Consider the following 23,407-nt stretch of genomic DNA (forward strand, 5'->3'; position numbering starts at 1 on the left):
ATCTCTTTTATTCAGCATATTGAGATTTCTCTACTACGTTGCACATCGGTCGAAATGAAACTTCGATACAACTTTATCTAATCCATAAAAAAGTTGAGTCCAAAAATAACGCCATCGGTAGCAAAGCCGCCCTGGTAGGCACGAACATAATCTATCCGCAGCCCCCTAAAGGCACCAAAACCCAGGTTGCCAAACCCGGCTGTAAATTCCTGGTACGGTTTACTATCGGGGGTGGCAAGGGCGTGGTAACCTACAATAAGGTTCCATTGCAGGGCATTAAGCAAAGGGATCTTGTTCATTATATAGCCTTTAAAGTCGTGTTCTACGTGGGCTTCCAGGTAGGAGTCATTCGTGCTGTGGCTGTAGTAAGGCAACAGGTTAAACACATTTAGGTATTTTTGCGCGGTGCCCACGTGGGTCTGGTTGCCGTTAAAGTGCTTGTAATCCATAAAGGCAATGCCATCGGCGTTAAAAAACTTGCCCGCTTTAAGGCTTGCGCCAAAGTTACCTTTATTGCTAACATCAAAACTATAGGATGCCTGCGCCGAAACAAAATCGTACTCATACTGCTTTTCGCTGCCGGAAAATGCCTTTTGGTACATAAACGATATATCAGGGTAGTTTTGACCCCAAACCGGTATCTTACCGTTAGGGTAGGTGATGTAATCTTTCTCAAAGAGGATCTTTCCGCTAATAGTACCCTTTACCAGGTCGTGCTTTACAAAAGGGACAGAGGTATAGTTATACGGCTCTAACGGATTGTTTGAGGTATAATCGTGGTCGTTTTTAATAAAAACCCAGTCGGCGTTATTGTATAGCGGCCTCCTGCGCAGGTACTCCACACTACCGCTTAGCGAAAGGTTCTTAAAAGCGTTGCGCCCATAAGCCACTTTGGCAAAAGCATTGTCGTACAGCTTCATGTAATTATCTTTAAAAAACAGGGTACTAATACTGTTTAGTAGTGGCGATATAGGCTCGTTAGGGTTAAACTGCTCTATGGTATTACCACCCGTAAACGTAAATACCCCCAGTTTGCCTATGCTTGTAGAAAGCTTGCCCTTTACACGCAGGCGGTCTTCGGCAATGCCGTAATTAAATGAGGCTGAAGCCGAAAAATATCGTTTCTTTTTGGATGAGGTTAGCGAAAGGGCCGACTCCAGCGCCCAACCCTGCACGGTATTGTATGTGGGCATGTTAAGCACACCGTCATAGCGAAATGACAGACTTTTTAAAGTGTCACTCTTGTAATATTCGTAACCGCTTAAAACATCAAACAGGTGGAATTTGTTTCGCTTAGTGGTAAGTGAATCTCTGGAAGCAAGCCTCTTGGCCTGCATGCTGTCTTTTTTAATATAATCAGCTACTTCTTCACCGGTTAGGGGTACGGGGCGCATAGTGTTCCAGTACACCGAATCTTTTTTGTTGTAGTCTTTTTCTATAACGGCGATTTCGCGGGTAAACGTGCCTTTGTCAAACGCTTCGCGAAACTCGTAATTGCTGTATACATAGGTAAACTTGCCTATAAAGTTCATCCCGAAGATACCTGCAGTAAAATCTACCGTTTGCGAGTTCTTGGCCCAGATACCATTGGTAGCATTATAACTGTAGTTTTGTTTCAGGTTAAGGTTCTCTATAACCGGCTGCTGCATCCTGTAGCCCTTAATGTCAAGGTCTACCGCATAAATGGCCCACGAGCCTTCTACAATATAAATGTAACCTTCAAAAACCGGTTCTTTATCGCGGCGCGGTATCACCTTTATTTTGTTTACCTGGTGGCCGTTATCATCAAATGTGGTGCCTTCAAATTTATATTTATAATAACCCAGTGCACTTTTTGCAATGGGCGAAATCAGGTCGGCATCCTCATAGTGCAGGTAATTATCGTAAAAATTAAAATTGTTTTCGCGGGCGGTGTTAAAGCTAAAGCCGTTATCGTTACCGCTTACTTTAGAGGCTATTACGCGCTCCTTCATCTTATCAGGATGCTGAAAAGTAATGCGCGACACACTCTCTGAAAGGTAAATAATACCACTCCCGGTAGAGTCCAGCCCGTGCTCGCCTACATCTACCTTCATGCCCATGAATTTTTTAGGGATGTTCTTAACGCGGTACATGCCTTTAGAATAGAAGTCGGCTTCAAAATGGCCGCTCTTATCGGCATTTTCTTTGCGGTGCGCTATCGCCTGGCGTATGATGGCATAGGCAGGGTCTTCGCTGTTGGAGATGGTAAGCTCTTTAAGTTCGTAATTTTCGTCTTCCATCACTACGTTAAGTGTATGCGGAAACGCAGCGGCATTAACCGGTACTTTTTTAGTGCGAAAGCCAATAGACTGGAAAACCATGGTGTACTTTCCGGGAGCCTTCATGGGCAGTTCGTACTGGCCATCCTGGTTGGCGGTGGTAGCGGTGTAAGTGTTTTCTATTGTGATGCTCACAAAAGGGATGCCTTCGCCGGTTGAAGAGGTAATTTTTCCGTTTATCTGGGCATGCGTGGCAAAGCCCACTAAAAGCAATAGTGCGGTAATTAATTTGAGCATTGGTTTGTTGGTTAAGTAAGGTGATTGATGTAAACTAAATAAAATATCCCGCACGTGGTAAAGCCATGCGAGATACGGTAAAAAGTTATAAGGCTTTTAAATAATGCGTCATATAAAATGTTGGTATTGGTTACCTGTTATAACGCAGTATGCGGATTTTCTTATAAATCAGCGCCTAAAATTTCATTGCCTAATCTAACAAACCTAAAAACTTAAGGCCAAACACCACACCATCGGTCTGGAAACCACCCTGGTATCCACGCACGTAATCTATACGGAAAAAGCGGTATTTACCAAAGCCTACATTGTCAAACCCCGCGGTAAACTCCTGGTACGGTTTGTTATCGGGTGTGGCAAGGGCGTGGTAGCCCACTATAAGGTTCCATTGCAGGGCATTTAGCAGCGGAATTTTGTTCATGATATAACCTTTAAAATCGTGTTCGGCATGCAGCTCTACATAACTATCGTTAGTGCTGTGGGTGTAGTACGGCAGCATGTTAAACACGTTAAGGTAGCGGTTACCATCACTCACGTGGGTTTGGTTACCGTTAAAATGCTTGTAGTCGGCAAACGAGATACCCTCACCATTAAAGAATTTACCCGCTTTAATGTTGATGCCAAAATCGCCTTTATTACCCAGCGTTACATTATACATGGCGCGTGCTGCAATAAAATCGTACTCATAGTTTTTTTCGCTGCCGGCAAAGGCCTTTTCATACTGAAAGGCCAGCGTAGGGTAGTTGCCCTCGCTCACGTTTATTTTACCGTCAGGCCTTGTAATGTATTTTTGCCCGAACCTTATGCTGGCTACCGCGCCTGCCTTGTACAGGTGGTGTGTTGCAAACGGAACGCTGGCTTCATCAAACGGATTTAGCGGATTATTAGAGGTATAATCCCCATCATTTTTTATCAGCACATAATCGGTATTGTTAAACAGCGCTTTCCTGCGGGAATATTCGGCATAGCCTGTCATGTTCAGGCCTACAAATACTTCCTGGCTGTACTGTACCCGGGCAAAGGTTTTGTCGTACAGCTTCATGTAATTATCTTTAAACAACAGGGTACTGAACATGTTTATAAGCGGACTGATAGGCTCTGCCGGGTTAAACTGCACGGCCTGGCTACCGCCTGTTACATACAACGTTGCATAATTTTTATAGTTAAAGCGGTGCGTAAACGTACCCACTAAACGCAGCCTGTCTTCGGCTATGCCGTAGTTAAATTTAGCGCCTGCGTAGGTATATTTACCTGCATCTTCATCTACTTTGTTGTACGATAAGCCTGCATTAAAATTCCACCCCTGTACGGTATTAAAGCTAATGGCTGTAGGATCAAGAGGGCCATCATAGGTATAGCGGGTCTTTTTAAACGAATTGTGGTAGGTGTAGCCCGTAAGCACATCAAGGATGCCAAATTTATTCGACTTCCTGTCAATCGAGTCCAAATAAGTTTGCGATGTGCGCAGCGTTTGTATGCTGTCTTTCTTGGTATAGTCGGTTGCCTCTTCATCGGTAAGTGGCACGGGGCGCATGGCATTCCAGTACACCGAATCTTTTTTGTTGGAGCCCTCCTCTATAAAAACGATCTCTTTGCCAAAAGTGTTCTTCTCAAACTTATCTTTAAAAACATAATTGGTATATACGTGGGTAAAGCCACCCGTAAATCCAATGCCGAACATACCTGCTTTAATATCAAATATCTGTGAGTTCTTGGCCCATATCCTGTTCTCGGTATTATAGCTAAAATTTTGTTTCAGGTTCAGGTTCTCTAACACGGGGCGCTGCATGCGGTAGCCTTTAATATCAAAATCAACGGCATAAATGGCCCACGAACCGTCTACAATATAAATGTAGCCTTCAAATACCGGCTCTTTATCGCGGCGCGGAATGATCTTTATTTTATTGATCTGGTTGTTGTTGTCATCAAAAAAAGTACCCTCCAGTTTAAACTTGTAATAGTTAAAGGCGTTGTTAGCCAGCGGCGATACCATATTGGCGCCAAACTCTATATAATTGTTGTAAAAGTTATAAAAGGTTCCCAGTGCGGTATTGTAACTAAAGCCGTTGCTGTTACCGCTAACTTTAGAGGCTACTATGCGCTCCTTAATATTACTGGGCTGCTCAAAAGTAATGTGCGATACAGTTTCCGAAAGGTAAATAATACCCGTGCCGGTGCTGTCTACACCATCCGGACGCTCTACTTCCTGGCCTAATATCTTTTTAGGGAGGTCTTTTATCCTAAAAATACCCTTTGAATAAAAGTCGGCTTCAAAGCGGCCTATTTTTTCAGAATTTTCTTTTTTATGGGCAATCGCCTGGCGTATAACTGCATTGGCCGGGTCTTCGCTGTTGGATATTACCACCTCACTCAGTTCATAATTTTCATCTGATAACGTAACATCCAGCGTATGAGGCAATGCAGTAACATTTACCGGTACTTTTTTGGTTTTAAAGCCTATCGACTGAAAAATCACAGTATACCTGCCGGGCCCTTTAACGCTTAGTTCGTAGTTGCCTTCTTCGTTGGCATTGGTGCCGTTGTAGGTGTTTTCGATGGTAATGCTCACAAAAGGTATGGCTTCTCCGCTTGCTGAAGTAACCCTTCCTTTAATTTGCGCCTGGGCTGTTATCCCGGCCATAAGCAAAAAGGCGAGTAAAAATTTGTGCATGGTTTGTTTAAGTAAGGTTATTGATATGTTAGTAAGACGTATAACGTGTGTAAATGGTTGCACGGCGGTATAAAAATAAGTGTTGTTACTAAAGTTTGTATCGCATTGCTTGATAAAGTTACCCTTTACCCTTATTTTTGCGATATGAAAAATAATTCCTCCAGGTATTTACATTTTAATTAAGTCAGGAACTTCATGGAGGCAAATCACAACCAACTTACAAATAATGCCGGGCTAAAAACAACCTTAACGGGTATTGTGGTTAGCAGCATACTGGCTGTTATAAAGGCCCTTGGCGGAATTTTTGGAAATTCGTACGCCCTTATTGCCGATGCTATAGAAAGCACCACCGATATTGTAACATCGGGTATGTTGTACATCGGGCTTAAATGGTCCAGCAAACCGGCAGATAAAGAGCATCCCTACGGGCACGGTAAAGCCGAAGCCCTTATAGCACTGGGGATTGCCCTCGCTTTGGTACTTGCTGCAATAATTATAGCGGTAGAGAGCGTGCACAACATCCGCACGCCGCATAAATCGCCAAAGGCATTTACCCTAATTATACTGGTGGTAGTTATTGCTACTAAAGAAATTTTATACCGTTACGTTATAAAAACCGGTACCGAGATTAATAGTGCCGCTGTTAAGGCCGATGCTTTTCATCACCGTAGCGATGCCATAACATCGGGCGCTGCGTTTATAGGCATTACTATAGGGCTTATAGGCGGGCCGGGCTATGAAGTGGCCGACGACTGGGCTGCCCTCCTTGCAGGGGTTGTAATTATTATAAATGCTTACCTTATTGCACGACCTGCTATTGGCGAGTTGCTGGATGAAGAACTGGACCCTAAACTAAACGTGCGAATAACCGAACTTGCTGCCGAGGTGGCGGGAGTAGAATATGTACAAAAATGCCACATACGCAAAATGGGGCTTATGAGCCATGCCGATATGCACGTTTGGGTAAATAAAGACCTTACGGTAGAGGAGGGGCACACCATAGCTCATAATGTGCAGGACCATATACAGGAAGTCCTGCCGCAGTTTGCCTACATACACATACACATAGAGCCCACAGGGGTTATAAGCCAATAATTTATGAAAGATAAACGCTTTACACTTGCCAGCAGGTTGATTCACTGGGCCATTGCCTTTACTTTTTTATACTTGTTGCTTACCGTTTTACTCCGCCTGGGGTGGATGAACAAAAACAATATGGGCACCATAATACAGGATAGCCTTGGCGATGAGGGTGTTACTATAGATAAAGACCTTGCGGGAACCATTGGCAAAAAAGTGCGCCGCCCTATGTGGAATACCCACATTATAGCCGGTTACGTACTTACGGGCCTGTTTATCATACGCTGTGTTATTACCTATGTACAGGGTCAGGCTTTCCCAAGCCCGCTCAAGGCAGTATCGGGTTACAACAAGTTTAAGGCATGGGTGTACGTGCTGTTTTATATTCTTGTTGCAGTATCATTGTGTACGGGGTTAATTATAGAATTCGGGCCGGAGAGCATACACGATATAAGTGAAGACATCCATAAGCTATCGCTCTATTATATGGTGACTTTTATAGCGGTACATTTAATAGGGGTTATTATTGCCGACGGCACTAAAGACAGGGGTATTATCTCTAAGATAATCAGCGGCGACAGGCCTTAACCTACAGGCACTACTAAAAATTTTATAAACCAAAGATGCGGTATTTAGCTTTGCCGTATCTTTGGTTTTACTTTTATTACCAAAGCCATGAAAAAGATCACCGAAGCCATTATACGTAAAGAAGCTACCATCAACAAAATTCAGTTTGATAAAGAATGGTTTTATGTAGTAGATGATGTAGCCGATTTTTTAAACGAAGATTTTACCGGCATAGAAACCGTTACCCTGCCCATTATAATAGATAACGAGAGCTATAACATGCTTTGCGCCACCTGGGAAGATTTTGAGCGCATACGTCAAAAAGAACCCCTTGAAGATTTTAGGGGAAGCGTGTTGCGTGATAAAAGTGCTTTAAAGAAAAAGAAGTAAAACCATGTTAATAGAAATTAAGAAAGGCTCAGGTGCATTTGCACCTGAGCCTTTCTTAATTATATATCTTTATTATTAAAATGAGCCGCAAATATTGCCCCCGATTGTTGCACCGGCACCACTGCTTGCAGTAACATTAGCCTTAACTGCTGTACCTGCAAGAGTTATAATGGTGTAGGGAGGTGTAAATGCAGTGCCACTGCCGGCTGTTGTGCCCGATGTGCCTGTAAAAATATTACCTGATGTAACCGTTACGGCTGTATAGCCCGACATTAAGTTAATAGGGTTGGCAACATTTTCGAACACATTGTCCTGAACACGAATATCTGCCTGCACGCCTGCCATAATACATTTGTTACTTACAGAGCTGTTAAAGTAGTTGTTTACAATGTGTACTTTTCCAAACCGTACCCTTGGCATCCTTTCTTTACAGCCGCTTGCCCACCAGCAGCGCGCAAAAGTAATTCTTAGTTTGCCTGCATCGGCCGTGGCACCATCGCTGGAGCCTATCAGGTTAGAAAACCTATGGTCGTCCGTTCCGCCGGATCCACCAGGCTTAGGCGCTTTTAAGTAGTTAAATTTGCAATAGGTAACAGATATATAATCGGACTTATTTTTGATATCGAAATTACCATCAACACCATCCCTAAATTCGCAATGGTCTACCCATACATTCCTGCAATCATCTAAGATGGCATTATCCCATCCATCTGTATCATAGGCGCCCGGACCTTCAAACACAAGGTTTCTAATTATAATGTTATTGCATCTTTTAATGTTAATAATACCCGAGTTTGATGCAGTTTGGTCTGTAGATACAAGTTTTGCACCGCTTGCCCCATATATGGTTTTGCCGTTTTGATCCTGTAACGACAGGCGCGTGGTAATTGTAATAGTACCCGAAACCCTTATAACCTTTACAGAGGTGTTTTCCACTGCGGCCTTTAGCTGTGCATAGGTTGTTACGGTTGTTTCAGAAGCGGTTCCGCCACCTGTTGTCCCTCCGTTTTGAGATGCCCAACCGGGAACGGCCGCACAGTTTCCAGGCGCAACAGTTTGATACTGGGATGGCGTAACTGCGGTTGTTGCAGATGTTGTAGCATTGTTGGCTGCATTGTTGCCGGGTGTAATTTCTTCCTCACTGCTGCATGCTGAAAGGGTTAAAAATAGTGTTGTTAGCAACACTGCTGTAGTAGATTTTAAATTCATAAAAATAATAATTTGTTAGTAAATAAAGTTGGATGTACTGCTGCGAAGGTATTTTGTATTTATTTATAAAAAATTGAACTTGTTCAACTTTTTATAAATAAATTACACTAATAGTGTTTATATTTAGCTATTTAGTATAAATTAGTAAATTTAATACATTTAATTAACAATTATATAAATATTTATTTACAAAATGAATACTGTAAGGTTTGAACCTCTTAGGCGCAACATCGAACGTAAAATTGCTTTAACAGATGAGGAGTGGCGAATAATTGCTGCAAAAGCTGAATATATTACGGTAAAACGGAATGAATATTTGCAGCGGCAATATGCGCAAAACACATATGAGTGTTTTATTTTAAAAGGCGCTTTTAAAATTTTTATCGTGAATGAAGATGGGTCGGAAAGTGTGATCTTCTTTTCTTTTAGTAAAGAGTGGATGTGCGATATTGAAGCATTTTACCATAAAAAGCCCGCACGGTATAATATTAAGGCTATACAGGATAGTGAGGTGCTGGTTATTAATAAAGTAAATAAGATGCAGCTTTTTAAACAGCTGCCTAAATTAGTGCAGTTTCATATTGTAATGGTAGAGCGGGCCAATATTTTTATGCAGCAGCGGCTTTTAGATATATTAAACAAGACATTTAAACAGCGGTACGCAGAATTTGTAAAGCGGTATCCGCAAAAAGCGTTAACAATAAATAACAAAGACCTGTCATCTTATCTTGGGGTTTCTCAGGAATTTTTATCAAAAGTTAAAAAGCTAAATGCAAAACGCGCATAAAATTTTTACATTAGCTGTACATGTTTTTCGCAGCTATTGCAAGCGTTTTGCTTGTACCGGTTTTATTTTTTATTGTAATACAGGCACGAGCGAAACACTTGCGAGGGCGCCGGGGAGAATTGCTATTACTCTAACTCTCTCTTTCATCAATGCCCGGCAGTGGCAGCATCAAAAATGCGGCAAAAGTTACCGCCACTTATCTTAACTATCTCACTTTCGTTAAACCCGGTTTTTAGCAGGGCATCTACAACGGTAGGGTAAAAACCGTCTTTCTGGTCCTTCCATGCCAGGTTGGTACGTTCGCCAACTCGTGGTTCTTCTTTTTTATTGCCGTCTTTTGGCTGGTTGCCGTTCTCATCGGGTTTACGGTCCTGGCCTTCAGGTTTGGGTTTGTTGCTGTCCGGACTCCTGTAGGGTGCAGTAAGTTTTGTATCTGTACCAATGCAAACATGGTTGGCTCCTACAACATCAACCATTGCCCTTATATTCTGTGCATACTCCAGCGGGGTATCGGCAAGGTGTGTCCATACCCCAATAACGCCGCCAGCATCTGCCACGATCTTAGCCTGTTCTTTGCTTATTAGCCTTGGCTTCATCATCTTAGCCATAAAAGGATTCTGACCCAACAAGGTGTCGAGCCCCGTGTGCGAAACCAGTACCGGCTTTGTAGCAACCTTTAGCGCGGCGTTAACCATATCGTTATTACCATGCGAAAGGTCTACCAGGATACCCATTTTGTTGCATTCCCTAACAACATCTGCCCCAAAGGCGGTAAGCCCACCCCATTGTACGGGGTTGGTAAATACATCGCCCAAAGGTACCGATGCATCATTATCATGCAGCAACCCAAGGTGGCGCAGGCCGCGGTTGTAGGCAACGCCAAGGCGGTCTATCTTACCCTCAAGAAAGTGCCCGCCCTCGACCGACTGGATAACCGTAGGCTTTTTGGCCTTGTAGGCAGCATTAAGATCGGCCAGGTTTAAGGCGCGTTTCATATTGTTGTCTGCCAGTATTTTATCCATGGCATCCAGCCCGTTTATAAAACGGTTGTAGGCATCACCGGGATTGATGAGCTTTTGATAATCAACGGCAAAGGTCATGCAGATGGCAGCCAGGCCCGATTTTTTCATATCACCGGCAAGGTCAACCTTAGGGCCGGGCAGTTCGGCTGTATTTAGCGGAACGTCAACATGGTTGTGGGTATCAATCCCCATGCCTATAATTTTAGCAATGATATCGGCTACCCTGGAGTCTAATTGTTCTATTGCCCACGAGAGTTGGGGTGTTAGTGCCAGTGCCGCGCCCACGCCGGATAGGGAAGTGATGAATTTGCGCCTGGACCAGTCTTCCTGAAAATTCTTCATAATTTAAAAGTAGGTAAGTTGCCTGTAGATTCTGTACTCCCAAAGGCGATAGTTATGTATGTGCAACTAAAATAATGATAAAATTGGTTAGCACCGAAATCAATCTACGGTTGACCGATAAAAATCGACTGGTGCATTATTTTAACCGAAATTTCAAAATCTAAATCTTCTTAAAAATCAAAAAGCCGCACATTGTTGTACGGCTTCTTTAAATTTTATGTAATGCGTGTGCTTTTTAAGCGATCTCAATATCCAAACGTGAAATATTAAGCTATTTGTAAGTTTTGTATTGTTATTTTCAAAGTAAAATCACGCTATTTTAGTTATTTCAAAATCCAAAAGTGAAATATTAAGCACTTTTACCTGTTTATGCAGTGTGTTTTGGTTTTGCAACAGCGATAACTTTTTTGATAATTGTTACCAAAATTACGGCTAATAATCCTGCAACCAAACCAAAAATAAACTCTTTAATGGTGGCAGGCACGTTTGGCAAAATATGATGAAAATACTCTATATTATGAACAAATATCCCTCCTGAAACCAGCAGTAGCGCAAGCGTACCAATTACTGCTAAAAATTTGATAATCAGTGGTAATAGCTTCACTAAAAATTGGCCTATAGCCGTTAAGATACCCTTGTTGTTACTGTGTTTTATGAGTTTGTAACCGGTATCGTCCATACGTACAATTAGCGCTACCAAGCCGTAAACGCCCACTGTAGCAAGCAATGCAACAACAGAAACTGTTACAATTTGTATGGTTAGGCTCTTATCTAATACCGACCCTAATGCTATGATTACTATCTCTATAGACAAAATAAAGTCGGTTGTAACCGCCGATTTTATCTTGGATTTTTCGGCATCGGCACCTTCCTGTGCCACTTCATCGACAGCTGTTTCAGGCTCGTGCTTTTTATGAAAAAAGTACTCTACAATTTTCTCAACTCCCTCATAGGCAAGGTAAAAGCCTCCCAGTATCAAGATCCATTTGATGGCATCAGGCAAAAAGAAATTCAGTAAAAAAACGATAGGCAGGATAATAACTTTGTTAAGAAAAGAACCTTTCGTAATAGCCCAAAGTACAGGTAACTCTCTGGATGACAGGAAGCCGGTGGCTTTTTCGGCGTTAACCGCAAGGTCATCACCCAGTATGCCTGCTGTTTTTCGGGTTGCAATCTTGCTGCTTACCGCAACATCGTCCATTAATACAGCTATATCGTCTAAAATCGCAAAAAAACCTGATGCCATATTGTATATAAGTTAATGATGGCGCAAATATATATTAAATCAAATTTCTATGTAAGCTTTTTATGAAAATGCCAGTAAATATTAGGGTTTTGAGAACTTTCGCCAATCATTCTGCCTAATATGATAATGCTGTAATTACTTTGATCTTAGGTGTTTAAGATTGTAATTAGCTTATTAAAAGTCGGTTATACTAATTGGTAAAAGTCAGCAAACAACATTAACCAAAGAGATCTATCAATAGTAATTATTTTTTTCTTATGGTATATGCGACCATAAGGTTAAATATGTATATTTGTTATTTAATAACCAATTTTATTGTCATGTGTATATTTTTAACTCTAAATGATTTCCAATTATCCAAAAAATGGATTCGAAGTCTGTTTTTTGGCTTCTTAGTTTCCTTTGCTTCTTTTTATACTGTAAAAGCACAGGTTGCTACACCTAAACGCACAATATCAATAGACTTTAACAAATCATCGGGCCCACTAAACACTATGTTTAAAGAGTGTATTGGTGCCGGACGAGCAAATGAAGGTTTGCGAGCGGACTGGCAGCAGCAACTGGCTTATGTAAAAAAAGAATGCGGCTTTAAATATATACGTATGCACGGCCTGCTTACTGATGATATGGCCATCTATAAAGAAGATAACAAAGGTAATGCAGAATACAACTATCAGTATGTAGATGCATTGTACGATTACCTTTTAAGTATAAATGTAAAACCGTTTGTAGAGCTGGGCTTTATGCCATCTGCATTGGCGAGCGGCAATAAGACCATTTTTTGGTGGAGAGGCAACGTTACCCCGCCTAAAGACTATAATAAATGGGAAGCACTCATTTATAACCTTACAGCTCATTTTACTGAGCGCTACGGTGCTGAAGAGGTAAAAACCTGGTACTTTGAGGTATGGAACGAGCCTAACCTTGATGGATTTTGGGCCGGAACACAAGATGAATATTTTAAGCTTTATGCTTCTGCGGCCAAGGCTATAAAAAGGGTAAACAACGATTATAAAGTAGGCGGCCCTGCTACTGCAGGTGCAGCATGGATTCCGGAAACTATAGCTTTTTGTAAACAAAACAATGTACCTATTGATTTTGCCAGCACCCATTCCTATGGTGTCAATCAGGGTTTCCTTGACGAGTTTGGCAATTCGGGAACGGTGTTGAGCAAAGATCCTATGGCTGTAAGCGGGGATGTGATTAATTCGCGAAAGCAGATTCAGAATTCGGCTATCCCCAATATAGAACTACATTATACCGAGTGGAGTTCGTCTTACACTCCGGCCGATCCTATGCATGATAGTTACCATCAGGCGGCTTACATCCTTGATAAGTTAAAACAATCAGGTACAGCACCTAACTCAATGTCATATTGGGTATTTACAGATATTTTTGAAGAGGCAGGTCCGCGTTTTACACCTTTCCACGGTGGATTTGGATTGCTAAATACTCAAGGTATTAATAAACCGGCATTTTATTCCTACCAGTTTTTAAACAGGCTGGGCGAAACCGAACTTACTAATACCGATACCCGTTCATGGGCCGCAAAGAATAGTAAAGGTGATGTGCAAATGCTGTTTTGGGACTTTACCTATACTGATGGCGGCGAGGGTGTAAACAACCAGCAATATTATATTAGAGATTTGCCGGCAAAGGCAAAGGGCAAAACAACTGTCTCGGTTTCAGGAATGCCAAAAGGTAACTACCGTTTAGAGCTGTATAAAGTGGGCTATAAAGCTAACGATGCTTACGCCACTTATACAGAAATGGGAAAACCATCCCAGCTAACCAGGCAACAGCTTAATGAAATTAAAAGCAAGAATGATGGCAAACCCTTTGTAACCGAGAAGGTATCAATTAGAGGCAACGGACTATTTACTAAAGAGATAGAACTTAGAGAAAATGATGTTATCCTTGTAAATCTTGTAAGGTTATAATTTTTTCCTATCAACAAATCAAACTACTTAATATATCCATGAAAAGAATACTTACCGTTTTACTAATTATGGTATCTGCCATTAATGCATTTGCCCAGAACCAAGGGGCCGGTAGCGATAAGTCCACCTATCAGAACCCCATTTTTGGTGGCGATTATCCAGATCCCAGCTTATTAAGGGACGGGAAGGATTACTATATGGTACACTCTTCATTTGACTATTATCCCGGCCTGACTATATGGCATTCGCAAGACCTAGTTAACTGGGTGCCTTTAACCAATGCGCTTCAAAAATATGTAGGTGATGTATGGGCGCCGGATCTGGTTAAATATAACAACCGGTTTTACATCTATTTTCCTGCTAATAAAACCAACTTTGTAATCAGCGCCGAAAATATTAACGGCCCATGGAGCGAGCCGATTGACCTTAAGATAGGCAATATAGATCCCGGCCATGTTACCGATGATAAAGGCAACCGTTACCTGTATTTCAGTAATGGCGATTATATTGGCCTGTCTAAAGACGGGCTTAAAATAGTGGGAGATGTAAAACACGCCTATGATGGCTGGAAAATTCCCCGCGAATGGTCTATAGAATGTTTTTGTATGGAAGGGCCTAAACTGTTTAAAAAAGGCGACTATTATTATTTAACTGTTGCCGAAGGTGGTACGGCCGGCCCTGCTACCAGCCACATGGTGGTTTCGGCACGCTCTAAAACACCGTTTGGGCCATGGGAAAATTCTCCCTACAACCCGGTAGTACGAACTGAAAGTGATGCTGAAAGATGGTGGTCTAAAGGGCACAGCACCATTTTTGAAGATGCCAACGGCAAATGGTGGATGATGCTGCATGCTTATGAAAAAGGCTTTTACAATTTAGGCCGTCAAACCCTTTTGCAGCCTGTAGAATGGACAAAAGATGGATGGTATAAAATTCCTGACGGTATAAAAACAGATGAGCCCATTGCAAAGCCGAAAGGTACTGCACTTCCTCAATTTTCTCTTAACGATGATTTTTTAGGAAACACGCTTAAACCGCAGTGGAAATTTTTTGGAGGTGTAGATACTTCGCGATTTAAAGCAACTATCAAGGGCCTTGTAGTTAAGGGCAAAGGAAATGGAGTAGGTGATAGTGCACCATTAGTGTGCGTGCCATCAGGACATTCCTATACCGCTGAAGTAGAAATGGAAATTGAGGGCGATGCTACAGGTGGCCTTGTACTTTTTTATAACAACACTTACTTCTCTGGTATTTTGGCCGATAAACAGGATATACTAACCAACCTTAGGGGGTGGCAGTTTCCCACAGAGAAAAATGTCCATAAAAGGCACGTGTACCTGCGACTGAAAAATGTAAATAACAATGTGGATATGTTCTATAGTCTTGATGGCAAAGAATGGAAGAAAACAGAGAATTCTGCCGAGGTTTCTTCTTATAACCATAATGCCCTTAGTGGCTTTTTGGGCTTGCGTATAGCGCTATGCTCTATAGGTGATGGCACGGTTACTTTTAAAAACTTTAAGTATGCTGCTCTCTAAGAGATTACAAGTGAAGTAAAATATGGTTACAGTCCGAAATATTGCCTTAATTTAATAAAAGAAGACTGAATTGTTCACATTTACTTTGATTAATTTGGAGTGTTTTTAGTACCAAAAAGGCATAAAAAACCCTCGTAAATACTTATAATTACGGGTTTTGAGGTGTTTTGACCTCTAATTTGTCGGGATATGACAAATGGTGTTATAATACAGAAGTCAAATATTTAATTATAACTAATACTCAATTATGCAAACAACTGCATATAACTGTAAATTGGACTTGTCAGCTACTCTAACCTCCTGAAAATCTCCTTCATCGCATCGTTATCCAAAGCGGTCATATCTACTAACTTCAAAGATTTTACCATCTTTGAAGTAGTAGTTTTATAATGTTGAAAATGGGGTGTTTGCAAATGCGATTGGTAGGCAGCGTTATTGGCATATATCTCAATAATCCTTATTTGGGTTGGGCTTTCCTTTTGGAACATCGGGAAAATAGCAAGCACCCCCGGCTCGATTTTTACAGATGCTGTCGCTTCTTCTTTAAGGATGGCTTTGTATTCCTCAAGGAATTGGGGCAAAATCTCAATTTCAGAGATGCGCACCATCATATCAGCTTGTACAACCTGCAGCTCAGGCTTTGTCAAAGCTTTCCTTACGGTGTTTGCCTGCGTAATGTTTACGTTCTTTTCAATTAGCCACGCCACCTCAAGCAATTGCACCTGTGTCAAGCCAGTGTTCATACCTATCTTGATATGCAACTGCAATTGCCCCTCGACACCTGTCATAGCAGCCAGCGCAGAAATAGTTACCAGTTCCCGTTGCTGGTAAGTAAGTATCGTACTTTCAAAAATATCAGCAAAAAGGTGCTCTTTTAAAAAGGCGTCGATACGTGGTGCAAATTCGCCAAAGCCCGGTGCAGGCTTAGCCTGTGGAGTCTTCGTTAAAGCTTCCAAAACTTTCCTTCCGCGCTCATATTTGCCATTTGCTGAGCTTGCAATTATTCTTTACCAGCAATATCTTTGATTCCTGATGCCTTTCGTTCATCCAACACAGTTTTAAAAGTACCAAGTGCATTAAGGCTTCGCGGAATCACTGATTTATTTCTTAACGCCGGATTGTTAAAGGCGTCCAATCTCGCGTTTACTGAGGCTGGGGTTTTATAGCTTGCTAACGTTTTGAATGCCTCTGCTACCGCGCATGGCAGCAATAACACCTTATTTTTATCCAGCTCCTTTATTAAATCCTGTTCTTTCTTTTCTGTAGCACTTACGCAAGGGTTTGGCGTGGGTGTGGTTGGCGGCGGATAGCCGCCATCTGGCTGTTGCACGACCATTACCTTTAATTTATTGTTGTCACCATTAGTTACAGATGCAGGTACCGGTGTACAAGGATTTGGCGTTGGGGTGGTACTGCCACCACCGCTGCCACCACTACCACCGCTGCCACCTCCACCTGATGATGGTGGCGGAGTACCGCTACCACTGCCACCCGATGTGGGATCAGGCAGATCTATGTAAGTCGTTGTGCATGTAGTTCCCAGATAAGTCGGGCCATAGGTTACGCCGTCCACTGTTACCCATTGGTACCACTCCTTACACGTGGTTAAAGCCATCATCATATTTTCTTTCAGTGAGTTAGTCCTCTTGGTATCATACACAGATGGGTCGTTGTATGTTGACTGATTCGGAAAGAGCCTACCGGATATTTTACCCTCTTTGTAGAACCACCCATTTATAAACTCACCTTCAGGGGTTGAGTAGAGCAGCACGCCACTAAAATCTGCATCATGCTTTTTGTATTTGTTGTTTATGAGTTTTTGAGGATCATTTTTTATGTATGAAGAGTCACCAATGATCGTCATAACATAGGCATTATACTGACCTCCCTGATTGATCAGTAAAAACGAACTTCTGCTATAAGCAGGGTTATAGGCCATGCCGGATTCATTGTTTAGTCCGGAGTACAATACGGTATTTTCTGTAGGCATTTCAATAACGTCGTCGTCAAATCGGATGTACGTGGTCGCACTATCCCAGGCCGGCTGGATGACCCGACTTAGGTCCAAGGCATGACTGAAATCCACATCCAAAGTTTTGTGGGTTGTTGGTTGGAAAGGATATTTATCCTGATACCATTTTTTAGCTTGCTGCAATTGATCCTCGGGTACCGGCGGCTTTGATGTTAGTGGAAATTCTTTACGGCAACTGTAAATGATTAAAGAAATAATTGTTAATAAAATAGCGAAGGATCGCTGAATTTTGATAGTTTGTTTCATTGTGCGATAAATGGTTTAATGTTTTATAAATATAGGTAATTACTTACATAAATAAAATAAACTTATCTCCGAACACGTGTTACAACAATAGAATTATATTGATTATCCTCAGTTCCATTTAGGAGGGATATTGTTTACAAAAGATTAAACCTTAGCGGAGCGAAAAAACTAACCCTGCAATCGGATAACACTTTTTATAAGCCTTATGAGATCAGGATTTCTGAAGTTTTAGAAATATGGGAATACAACTGTAGCATAGCCACAAAGGAATTTACGCCCGATGACCTCAGTCCTGAATCAATTACGGAGATGTTTTTACAATTGCAAAAAGGCATGAATGAAATCAAAGAGACAATTAAGGTTAAATCATAAAAAAACTGGCCGCCCTTTAAGGGCAGCCAGTGCTAAAAGAAGTATGTTATGAAGCACGATTTCTACTCAAAATTTGGGTAGACAAAATCGTATTCACCATGTAACATCCTATAAATTATACTGTCGGGCGGGATAACACCGCCTATCTCTGCCTTTCTGTTTTCGCCTTCGAGTATTCCTACTCGTTTAAAATCTTCGCCAATCCTCCACACGTACCAATCGCGAGAAGCATTTTTTCCAACGTCAGCGCGATCACCGCTCGTTCTAAAAAGAACATTTTTTTCACCAACATCACCCATATTTCCGATGTATTGCCAAAAATTTAATTTTAATCCAATCTTCGTTACACAGTGAGCATAAAAATCAACATCATCTTTAATAATGTCAGATAGCTCTGGCTGTTGTTCAACAGAATATTTGGTATTAAATACTCTAATTACATCACTGTTTAGTTGAGTTAAATCATTCGCTATGTATTGAAAATATTTTTTTGTTTTGCTATCAATTTGCGCACAAAAAATATCACCAATTTTTGTATTTGTTCTTGCCATACTTAATTTCTTTTTACAATGAATGCAAAATTTTTATATAAGGCAGAGATTCTTTTAAGCATGGGAAGCATTTATCCAATATGAATTCGTAACATACATTTTCATTATCTCTAAACTAATCTAACTGTTTAAAAAAGATTCGAATATATCAAGTAAATCATTTATGAGAATTTCAATATTTGTGTCCAAATTAATTTTCTGTAACTGGATAATCCTACTGATTATTTCATCTTTTAAAAATAAAAACTTGTGTGTCTCGTCTTTTGAAAAAAAATTATCTTGATCTATTACAATGCTTAATCCAATCGACTTTTCTCTCTTACGATATTCTTCTACCTCTTTCAGATTTTCCTTTAAATATGGTATCGGGTTAACATAAAATTGAAGTAGAATCAGTTTTATGTCTTTACCATAATTGTAATACTTTAAATTTTTTAGAGCATTGCCGATTCCGTTGTCACTCCAAATGTATTGCCTAAATATTGGGCCATGTTCATCGCCTATATTTGACGAAATGAAACATCCAATAATATTATCGTCCATATAGCAAATTATCATCAAACGATTATGTGATTTTTTTTAAAGCCTTTAATGCTTCTTTTCTAATTAACGGATTAGCATGATTTTTTAGCGAACTAATTTTTGTTACAGCCTTGAGTGACTTCAAACGTCCTAAAGCCTCAAGGGCATGTGGAGCAACTTCATCGTCATCTAATAGGCTGATTAATATGGACTCGGTTTCTTCTGTTTTTATTTTTCCCAAAGCTGCGACAAACATTTGCCTCGATATACCATTTGTTTTATCTGTAACAATTCTTATGACTTCATCCAAGCATCCCTTTGTCATTGTTACATAGACTGAATTCCCTATAGCCCAGCGTAGAAGAACCTTTTCCAACGATAATTTTGAGTATTCGCGGATTAAAACCGGTGTAGCGATACCTATAGCGTCTTTTACCGCTAATGCTCTGATAACACCCTCTTTTGTATTTTCATCTTCAATTCCATCCTCTAATAAACCAACCAGAATTGGTATAGCGTCAGGATATGCTTTTTTACTATTTACTAAATCATAAATATCGGTAATTACTATTCCCACAGCATTAAGCTGTGATTTTATCTTTTCAATTTCTATGTTCATTGTTGTAAAATATTTTATGGAATTATTTTGTTTACTATGGTTCCTTGGTCAATCAAAACCTGTAAAGGACCTGAAAAAGTGGTGTTTGCTCTGGTCCACAATATCATCTGTATATTCTTTTCCTGTGAATACAAATGAAAATCAACTAATTGCTTAGTCAAACTTTGATGGCTTACGTTTTTAATTTCTTCTAATGTAGATTTTGTAAGTATATCTGGAATTCTATATTTAGCAGTGCCTGTTAGAGATGGGATTCTAGTTTTTTGACCAACACCAACGGCATTTTCACCCAATGCACCAAGAATTCTTGACTGCTCTATTCCGCTTTCCGTTGCCAATACTGCCTCCGTTGTTGCGGCAGCTTCACTAGTAAATAACGCTCCAAATATACCACTAACTCCTTTTACCGCCCATCCCCAATTGAAAATAGGAGAGCTAAATTCCATTGGAGTTATACCACCATGAGCATTTTTTTGCCAATTCGCGTAAGCATTGTCATCAATAGTATTTTGGAAAGATTGGGTGTTAATTGTCGTACCGCCATTCGTGGTCATGCTTCCGTTAAAACCCATATATGGGTAGTTGTTGGTCTTATCGGTAACAGAACCGTTTTCATTTAAATTAAATGAATAAGAGTTGTCATTAGCTTTTACACTTACACTTCCATAAACATTGGTGGCACCGGCATACCCTGCGGCTTCTGCTTCTGCAACGGTATTTACAGACGCATTATAAGTATAAGTGGCACTGCCTCCTTCGCCAATTTGCTCGATCCATCCTTCGGATTCCATCCCGTCAGGATCAAGGAAATATACAGGGTTATTAAGGGCATAGACATAAGGAGAGAATCGCCTGGATGTTTCAGCTTTGGGATCAATGTTCATCCATCGCCCTATAGCTGGATCATAATTTCTCGCGCCATAATCATAGATATTAAGCCCAAGTTCGTCCTGTAGTTCCTTGCCGTTGTGCTTATATTTAAAAGTAATATCGCCTGGATTTATAACTGGGGTAAGTACAACAGGCGGAAAGGTTGTCCTTCCATCAAGTATATTTTGGTTTACATTATAACCATTATGCTTTAAGCCAAAAGGGTAATAGTGGTTTTCTTCAAGAATTTTAAGAACGTTGTCAACCGGGTCTACGGTATAGCTTACCCTAACATTACCCAGATGATCCAGATAATTGAATACATAGTTGTAATAGCTTACTGAATTTACAGTTGTTGCTTTTACATAGCCTTCTGCTGTTGGAAAAAATTCCAGTACGTTATTTTTATACTGGTACCCACTTAAATAATCAGTCGTTATGGGATCAGGCGAAACAGCTGTGTTGGTAACAACCTTTTGTAGCTTCTTTCCGGAAGCATCGTAAAGGTACGTTATTTTTTTGTTCGTTCCTCCAAACTGAATCGTGACAGGTAAGTGGAGGTGATTGTAAATAATACTTGTAATACCTTTATTAAGGTCCGTTTTAAGGTTGCCAAACTCATCATAGGTAAAATCTTCGTCGGTAGGAGTACTTGATCCATCGCTAAAACCGTAAGTACCTGGAACACTATCTTCAACTCTTACAAGCTGATTTTTTTTCGTTGAATGATACGTGTAAGCAAGATTATCTGTCTCTATTACACTACTGCTATTATCAAGCTCGCCATTACGGACAAGGTTAAGAATGTTGCTGTTCTTATCATATTTTGTATGTTCATTGTATGAATTTCTAAGTTGTACTGATGACTGGGGAATTTGGTACCAAGCATCCGTAAGCCTTTTTAAATTGTCGTATTTATAACCGTATCTTCTTTGGATATTATCACTTGACGTACGCCAAGAGGTTTCAGCTATATTGCCATTGTATTGGGGGATTACTGAACCATTGACATCCGTTGAAATTGCACTGTTGTAATTTATTTTAAAAGCGAACAGGTCTTGGGGGGCAGTTGATGAGGTGAGACCAACAACATTGTTTATTGAGATTAGCCATCCTCTCGCATTATAGATATAGTCAACAAATTGAAGTGCCGTTGAACCTGTAATGTCAGTTCCTCCTACTTTTTTGCGTTTTAGCTCGCCTAAAGGAAGGTATTCATTGTAAGACATCAATTGGGTAGCAAGGCTTCCTATTTGATGCGTATGCTTTACCAGCATATCCTGGGCATTGTATGTAAAATATTCGCTGGATGATAACTCCTGGTCACTACTTGACCTCTTATGTTTCGTGGTGATGTAAAGCGTAGTGCCATCAAAGTCCAGATTGCTATTTATTTGCGTGTAGCCACCCAGATAATTGTTGCTGTGAGATCTTATTTGCCTTGCTTTTTTATCATAAATAACATAATTGACTTCACCAATTACACTTGTAGGGGCGATTAATGTACGAACCCATGAGCCGGTTGACATTCCTTTTGCATTTACCAATGCGTTTTGTGCTTCTATTACGGTACTTGCTGTTGGTGCCGCCGGTGCTCCTGGCCAGGCGTAGTCATCATAATAATTTACCAATAGAAGTTTAAATCCTGCTGGTAAAGTTGTAACGGGCTTATAATCTGTACTTATTCCATCGATAGTTCCTGCACCTCTTGTGGCATTTACAACTGTTCCGTTATTCAACTCTTGTAAAGATTTACGGGTTGCTGTAGTTATAGAGGTTGGATTAGCACTGGAAGCCTCATACCAGCCGGTATAAGCTAATCTATTGTAGGCATCGTAAACACTATAAATCCAGCCTGTATTTGTACCTCCAAAAGGCGAGAAGACTGGCCCCGCCGCAATAACCCTGTCGAGTGAATCATACACAATGAATTCCCATTGTTTTCCCGGTATTTTTTTTTCAATTATCCTGTTTCGGGCATCGTACTTATAGATATAACATAACTCAGTAACCAACGCGCCACTAGCTAACGGAGGTAAAACATAGCTTAGGTTGCCAAATTGATCATATACGTAGTAGGTGTCTAATATTTCATATGAAGGAGCTCCACTCGCATCGGCATTATTATTAAATGTCCTTTTTAAAATCAGCTTACCTTCCTTGTCCTTAAACTCTTCTGTAGTATTTAATTTAGAACCTACCGTAGTTCCTAAATATACTGCTGAAGCTTTATTTTCGTCTTGGGTAATCGTCTTATAAAGCTGCCCGACGGCATAGTTGCCATTAGACACAAATGAAATATCATAGACCTTATTTGTACCATTCCACGTGGAGTTAGCGCTTAACCTCTTTACTTCAGTTGCGGTATTGGTTAGGTATGCATATTTAACGGTATGGTCATTACTGGTAGTTGGATTCCCAAGCCATGGGTCACCGGGTGAAGCTTGCTTAAGTACCCTTCCATTAGGGGATGCCTCAACAAATTGTTCACTATATGGATTTGATGTATCTTCGTATTCACTAGACGTGTAATAGCTTAATGTACTGGTTCTCGCTGAAGCGTCAAAAAATAGATTATCCGTTGTTGCAACGTATGGGAGATATTCTTTAAGTTGCCTTCCATAAGTGTCATATTCGATGTGTGTGATGACGTCTTTACCTGTAGATGATCCTTTTCCTGATATCTTCTGAATTGGCCGTCCTAGGCCGTCAACATACGTAATATCACGTTTTGCAAGGCTGGAATTACTACTGGTAGTAGGATCACGGTAAGTAGAAGTTAATACGTAATTTTGTGTATCTGTCTGACCGATTGCTAACAGGGGCAGCAAAAAGATCATGTAAATTATATTTTTCATGTGATAGGTTT

General features: G+C 40.7%; 17 protein-coding genes. 6 read left to right on the forward strand and 11 right to left on the reverse strand.

Annotated elements, in window-relative coordinates:
* Window positions 1–77: 77 nt before the first annotated feature.
* Window positions 78–2,537, reverse strand: a complete 2,460-nt coding sequence (locus FMM05_RS13070) for a DUF5686 and carboxypeptidase regulatory-like domain-containing protein (RefSeq protein WP_143373843.1) — start codon at window positions 2,535–2,537, stop codon at window positions 78–80.
* Between the two features lie 190 nt (window positions 2,538–2,727).
* Complete coding sequence (locus FMM05_RS13075; protein WP_143373844.1) at window positions 2,728–5,205, reverse strand: DUF5686 and carboxypeptidase regulatory-like domain-containing protein; 2,478 nt, start codon at window positions 5,203–5,205, stop codon at window positions 2,728–2,730.
* A gap of 195 nt (window positions 5,206–5,400) precedes the next feature.
* Here FMM05_RS13075 and FMM05_RS13080 point away from each other — a divergent pair, with 195 nt between their 5' ends.
* From FMM05_RS13080 to FMM05_RS13090, 3 genes are all read left to right on the forward strand, one after another.
* A complete protein-coding gene (locus FMM05_RS13080; RefSeq protein ID WP_143373845.1) occupies window positions 5,401–6,300 on the forward strand; it encodes a cation diffusion facilitator family transporter in 900 nt (299 codons plus the stop codon).
* Between the two features lie 3 nt (window positions 6,301–6,303).
* Window positions 6,304–6,873 carry a cytochrome b/b6 domain-containing protein gene (locus FMM05_RS13085; protein WP_143373846.1) on the forward strand — a complete coding sequence of 190 codons (570 nt, stop codon included), beginning with the start codon at window positions 6,304–6,306 and terminating at the stop codon, window positions 6,871–6,873.
* 87 nt (window positions 6,874–6,960) lie between these two features.
* On the forward strand, window positions 6,961–7,242 hold the full coding sequence (locus tag FMM05_RS13090; RefSeq protein WP_143373847.1) for a hypothetical protein: 282 nt from the start codon (window positions 6,961–6,963) through the stop codon (window positions 7,240–7,242).
* A gap of 75 nt (window positions 7,243–7,317) precedes the next feature.
* Here FMM05_RS13090 and FMM05_RS13095 read toward each other — a convergent pair whose 3' ends face one another.
* The gene (locus tag FMM05_RS13095; RefSeq protein WP_143373848.1) at window positions 7,318–8,451 is read right to left on the reverse strand and encodes a pectate lyase family protein; all 1,134 of its coding nucleotides are present in this window, start codon (window positions 8,449–8,451) and stop codon (window positions 7,318–7,320) included.
* A gap of 193 nt (window positions 8,452–8,644) precedes the next feature.
* Between FMM05_RS13095 and FMM05_RS13100 the strand changes: the two genes are divergently transcribed.
* Entirely contained in the window at window positions 8,645–9,238 is a 594-nt protein-coding gene (locus FMM05_RS13100) for a Crp/Fnr family transcriptional regulator (RefSeq protein WP_143373849.1), read from the forward strand.
* A 146-nt stretch (window positions 9,239–9,384) separates the two neighbouring features.
* On the opposite strand, the gene FMM05_RS13105 is transcribed toward FMM05_RS13100, so the two are convergent.
* On the reverse strand, window positions 9,385–10,602 hold the full coding sequence (locus FMM05_RS13105; RefSeq protein WP_143373850.1) for a dipeptidase: 1,218 nt from the start codon (window positions 10,600–10,602) through the stop codon (window positions 9,385–9,387).
* Between the two features lie 367 nt (window positions 10,603–10,969).
* The gene (locus FMM05_RS13110; protein ID WP_143373851.1) at window positions 10,970–11,848 is read right to left on the reverse strand and encodes a DUF808 domain-containing protein; all 879 of its coding nucleotides are present in this window, start codon (window positions 11,846–11,848) and stop codon (window positions 10,970–10,972) included.
* Window positions 11,849–12,168: 320 nt separating this feature from the next.
* Between FMM05_RS13110 and FMM05_RS13115 the strand changes: the two genes are divergently transcribed.
* Both FMM05_RS13115 and FMM05_RS13120 read left to right on the forward strand, forming a co-directional pair.
* The gene (locus FMM05_RS13115; protein ID WP_143373852.1) at window positions 12,169–13,788 is read left to right on the forward strand and encodes a GH39 family glycosyl hydrolase; all 1,620 of its coding nucleotides are present in this window, start codon (window positions 12,169–12,171) and stop codon (window positions 13,786–13,788) included.
* A gap of 38 nt (window positions 13,789–13,826) precedes the next feature.
* Complete coding sequence (locus tag FMM05_RS13120) at window positions 13,827–15,326, forward strand: family 43 glycosylhydrolase (RefSeq protein WP_143373853.1); 1,500 nt, start codon at window positions 13,827–13,829, stop codon at window positions 15,324–15,326.
* 287 nt (window positions 15,327–15,613) lie between these two features.
* Here the strand turns inward: FMM05_RS13120 and FMM05_RS13125 are convergent, their stop codons facing one another.
* The 6 genes from FMM05_RS13125 to FMM05_RS13155 form a co-directional block, all read right to left on the reverse strand.
* Window positions 15,614–16,282, reverse strand: a complete 669-nt coding sequence (locus FMM05_RS13125; RefSeq protein WP_143373854.1) for an antibiotic biosynthesis monooxygenase — start codon at window positions 16,280–16,282, stop codon at window positions 15,614–15,616.
* A 44-nt stretch (window positions 16,283–16,326) separates the two neighbouring features.
* Entirely contained in the window at window positions 16,327–17,412 is a 1,086-nt protein-coding gene (locus FMM05_RS21095; RefSeq protein WP_143373855.1) for a hypothetical protein, read from the reverse strand.
* A gap of 626 nt (window positions 17,413–18,038) precedes the next feature.
* Entirely contained in the window at window positions 18,039–18,527 is a 489-nt protein-coding gene (locus FMM05_RS13140; protein WP_143373856.1) for a hypothetical protein, read from the reverse strand.
* 120 nt (window positions 18,528–18,647) lie between these two features.
* Window positions 18,648–19,070 carry an Imm44 family immunity protein gene (locus FMM05_RS13145; RefSeq protein WP_185965583.1) on the reverse strand — a complete coding sequence of 141 codons (423 nt, stop codon included), beginning with the start codon at window positions 19,068–19,070 and terminating at the stop codon, window positions 18,648–18,650.
* A gap of 22 nt (window positions 19,071–19,092) precedes the next feature.
* On the reverse strand, window positions 19,093–19,668 hold the full coding sequence (locus FMM05_RS13150; RefSeq protein WP_143373858.1) for a HEAT repeat domain-containing protein: 576 nt from the start codon (window positions 19,666–19,668) through the stop codon (window positions 19,093–19,095).
* Between the two features lie 14 nt (window positions 19,669–19,682).
* Window positions 19,683–23,396 carry a DUF6443 domain-containing protein gene (locus FMM05_RS13155; RefSeq protein WP_143373859.1) on the reverse strand — a complete coding sequence of 1,238 codons (3,714 nt, stop codon included), beginning with the start codon at window positions 23,394–23,396 and terminating at the stop codon, window positions 19,683–19,685.
* Between the last annotated feature and the right edge of the window lie 11 nt (window positions 23,397–23,407).

Source organism: Flavobacterium zepuense (assembly GCF_007097145.1).
GTDB classification, from domain to species: Bacteria; Bacteroidota; Bacteroidia; order Flavobacteriales; family Flavobacteriaceae; genus Flavobacterium; species Flavobacterium zepuense.

Bases quoted from the DNA above. Each gene is read 5' to 3' on its own strand.
- FMM05_RS13070 (WP_143373843.1), bottom strand. From the start codon at position 2,537: ATGCTCAAATTAATTACCGCACTATTGCTTTTAGTGGGCTTTGCCACG.
- FMM05_RS13075 (WP_143373844.1), bottom strand. From the start codon at position 5,205: ATGCACAAATTTTTACTCGCCTTTTTGCTTATGGCCGGGATAACAGCC.
- FMM05_RS13080 (WP_143373845.1), top strand. From the start codon at position 5,401: ATGGAGGCAAATCACAACCAACTTACAAATAATGCCGGGCTAAAAACA.
- FMM05_RS13085 (WP_143373846.1), top strand. From the start codon at position 6,304: ATGAAAGATAAACGCTTTACACTTGCCAGCAGGTTGATTCACTGGGCC.
- FMM05_RS13090 (WP_143373847.1), top strand. From the start codon at position 6,961: ATGAAAAAGATCACCGAAGCCATTATACGTAAAGAAGCTACCATCAAC.
- FMM05_RS13095 (WP_143373848.1), bottom strand. From the start codon at position 8,451: ATGAATTTAAAATCTACTACAGCAGTGTTGCTAACAACACTATTTTTA.
- FMM05_RS13100 (WP_143373849.1), top strand. From the start codon at position 8,645: ATGAATACTGTAAGGTTTGAACCTCTTAGGCGCAACATCGAACGTAAA.
- FMM05_RS13105 (WP_143373850.1), bottom strand. From the start codon at position 10,602: ATGAAGAATTTTCAGGAAGACTGGTCCAGGCGCAAATTCATCACTTCC.
- FMM05_RS13110 (WP_143373851.1), bottom strand. From the start codon at position 11,848: ATGGCATCAGGTTTTTTTGCGATTTTAGACGATATAGCTGTATTAATG.
- FMM05_RS13115 (WP_143373852.1), top strand. From the start codon at position 12,169: ATGTGTATATTTTTAACTCTAAATGATTTCCAATTATCCAAAAAATGG.
- FMM05_RS13120 (WP_143373853.1), top strand. From the start codon at position 13,827: ATGAAAAGAATACTTACCGTTTTACTAATTATGGTATCTGCCATTAAT.
- FMM05_RS13140 (WP_143373856.1), bottom strand. From the start codon at position 18,527: ATGGCAAGAACAAATACAAAAATTGGTGATATTTTTTGTGCGCAAATT.
- FMM05_RS13145 (WP_185965583.1), bottom strand. From the start codon at position 19,070: ATGGACGATAATATTATTGGATGTTTCATTTCGTCAAATATAGGCGAT.
- FMM05_RS13150 (WP_143373858.1), bottom strand. From the start codon at position 19,668: ATGAACATAGAAATTGAAAAGATAAAATCACAGCTTAATGCTGTGGGA.
- FMM05_RS13155 (WP_143373859.1), bottom strand. From the start codon at position 23,396: ATGAAAAATATAATTTACATGATCTTTTTGCTGCCCCTGTTAGCAATC.